Here is a 2,575-nt window from a genome sequence, read left to right as displayed (position 1 = left end):
GTCAGAGAGTACACCGTTAGAGCGCACAAGCGGGAAATTCATACCCGCATTTTTAACTTTGTGTGTAAGCAGTGCGAGCAACCCACACAACGAGAAACCTTTGGTGTGCGACCGCTCTACTGTGAAACATGCCGTCCACCACAAGCACCCAAGCAATCGAAAGTAGTCCCTATAGGCAAGAGGAAACCCAGAGCTATGAACTATAAAAGCGGGAAGGATATCGCTGGGTGATTTGTTGTCTCAAGGTTTTGAGTGATCGCGCTTTGTGAAGCAAGCAATGCGTTCATTCGTCCAACCTAACTCAAACTCGTAAAAAGTAACTCTAATGTTTAGGAATCATTCAGGAGGTGCAAACTGTTTTTTGCAGGGGAGCAGGGGGAGCCAAGAGAAAATTTTATGTCTTATGTTTGCTCAGTTCGTAAAGCAATTACTTTAATTTATGGTTTTAACAATTAAGAGTATCTGATTTTATTAGTCAATCCCAATATGTTGAAGATGTATTTACGGTTTTCGCATTCAAAGCAAATTTTTAGTAAAAAATGATGCTTTCACAAAAGAAGAAACTTATGAAACCTGGGAAAATTATTTTAATCGTCTTGCTGTTTGTGATCACTATAGGACTAGCTCAACCTTCATGGGCAGATAGAATTTCTGAAGATAGCCCTGACTATCCAAAAGTTGTTCAAACACTTAATAGTCTGATTCAAGTTAGGAAAAACCCAGAACAAATGGGATATACTACAGAAGAGCTACAGCAGAAAATCGCTGCTTTAGAATTGCAAAAACAGACTATGGAGACTTCAGAAGATTGGGCTAGATGTCGCAATGAAACGGGGAAACCATTAGCTATCTATGCTCGGAAACCTGAAAACTCAACTCTAAACTCTCTTTACTATCTCGGTCATGGCGAAACTACAGATGAAGACTGGGATTGTGACGCTATTTACCTGCCAAATGATGCGAAAGTTGCTGGGCTAAAACTGCCAATCGGAGAGCCAGCAATTCTAAAAATTATAGATGGGACTCAATTAGTTGCTAAAACGAATCCTAACACCCAAGAACTTGAGTTCATTGCTCCAACTGCACTGATTGAAGTACTCAAAGCCGAGCAACTCAACTGGCAAATTCCTAATTTAGCTTCATCTAATATTGATGTACAAAGTCCTAATGCTCCAAGCGATTGAGAGTCAGAAATCTGAATTGATAACCAGACAAAACAGTAGCAATTAAAACATTGAAGACTTCGGCGACAAGACTATTAGTCCGCCGATTTTTTTTTCGATTAAAGAAGAATGCTACATCTTTATCTTGCCATCAGCGACTTACTGAAGCGATCGCATGATACTTTTATGAAGGCAGCCATGTCCCCAAGGCTTCACTTAAGGCGTGAACATCTCTAATTTTGACGGAACAACATAAAGCGTCGCTTTTTGTGACCAACTTTCTCACGCCATCCACTCAGTCCACTGGGGCGCATCTGTCACCAGTTGAGGAAGCTTTTGAGGTTCAACATCCTCAAACTCCAGCATTACACCACAACGCTCATCACTCGTTAGGGTAGTTAGCAACCGACTTTTGGTCTGCATCTTCCATGTTTAAAAGTTCTGGAATAGTAACAAAGTCATAGCCTTGCTTTCTAAAATTGCTAATAATTTCTGGTAAAGCTTGTACAGTTTTAGAACGATTGCCGCCACCATCATGCATTAGCACAATCCCACCAGGTTTTGAATCTTTAATTACGTTATCGATCAACTTTGGTACGTTGGCAATTTGTAATCTATGGAATCAGCAGACCACATCACTACAGTATATTTTTGGCCTTTAGCATAAGCAGCTAATCCATTATGAAGGTTGCCACCAGGCGGTCGGAAAAGATTTGTTTTAACACCTGTAATTTGATAAATTAGGTCTGTTGTGCGGTCAATTTCAAAAGCAGCTGCTTGTGGATTAAACGAGTGATACCAGTGATGCCAAGTATGATTGGCAATCACGTGACCTTGAGAGACAATCTGCTTTCCTAATTTTGGATAATTTTTTAGGTTCTGACCGACGACAAAAAACGTCCCTTTAATGTTATTTGATTTCAGAATATCTAGCACTTGCTCTGTGGTTTGGGGCCAAGGCCCATCATCAAAAGTGAGAGCAATTACTTTCTCCCCTTTAGTTAGTTTTGCCGCATTAACTATTGCCCCTTGAAAACGTAATGGTATAGCGTAGGATAGTCCTTTTTTGTGTGCTTCTTGTTGCCAGCTTGTAAGCATCGCCGCCTTTAATTTTTCAATCTGCTGCTGAGTTCCTACATTTGCAGCTACATCCTTGACATTTATACTACTTTGTCTAATCTTAGCCTTTGAAGGATTTGGTCTTGGAAGGATCATGAAAGCAAGGCTAAAAACACCACATAAGGCAAGCAGTGCAATTAATATTCCTTCTGGCCGCAGAAACAACTCATTTTTTTTCACTCAGGACTTACGCAACTGGAACAAATAGCGAGCGGGGCGTAGCCCTACCACACGACAATTTAAATCAAACCAAGCACATAGGAATACTTGGGCGTTTTAGTTGCTGAATTAAA

3 protein-coding genes and 1 pseudogene are annotated in these 2,575 nt (G+C 40.5%); 2 read left to right on the top strand and 2 right to left on the bottom strand.

Annotated elements, in window-relative coordinates:
* Both H6G97_RS52075 and H6G97_RS49620 read left to right on the top strand, forming a co-directional pair.
* A partial coding sequence (locus tag H6G97_RS52075; protein ID WP_206759184.1) for a hypothetical protein occupies nt 1-231 on the top strand: 231 nt, incomplete at its 5' end.
* A gap of 335 nt (nt 232-566) precedes the next feature.
* Entirely contained in the window at nt 567-1,184 is a 618-nt protein-coding gene (locus tag H6G97_RS49620) for a hypothetical protein (RefSeq protein ID WP_190947592.1), read from the top strand.
* Between the two features lie 261 nt (nt 1,185-1,445).
* Here the strand turns inward: H6G97_RS49620 and H6G97_RS55245 are convergent, their stop codons facing one another.
* Both H6G97_RS55245 and H6G97_RS49615 read right to left on the bottom strand, forming a co-directional pair.
* Nucleotides 1,446-1,568, bottom strand: a complete 123-nt coding sequence (locus H6G97_RS55245) for a hypothetical protein (RefSeq protein ID WP_277883480.1) — start codon at nt 1,566-1,568, stop codon at nt 1,446-1,448.
* A pseudogene (locus tag H6G97_RS49615) lies at nt 1,546-2,462 on the bottom strand (polysaccharide deacetylase family protein). The gene H6G97_RS55245 and the pseudogene H6G97_RS49615 overlap by 23 nt, the downstream one beginning before the upstream one ends.
* Nucleotides 2,463-2,575: the final 113 nt, after the last annotated feature.

Source organism: Nostoc flagelliforme FACHB-838 (assembly GCF_014698065.1).
Taxonomy (GTDB): Bacteria; Cyanobacteriota; Cyanobacteriia; order Cyanobacteriales; family Nostocaceae; genus Nostoc; species Nostoc flagelliforme_B.
This window is presented reverse-complemented; position numbering and strand designations above follow the sequence as displayed.

Coding starts and splice junctions, on each gene's coding strand:
- H6G97_RS49620 (WP_190947592.1), top strand. CDS start 567: ATGAAACCTGGGAAAATTATTTTAATCGTCTTGCTGTTTGTGATCACT.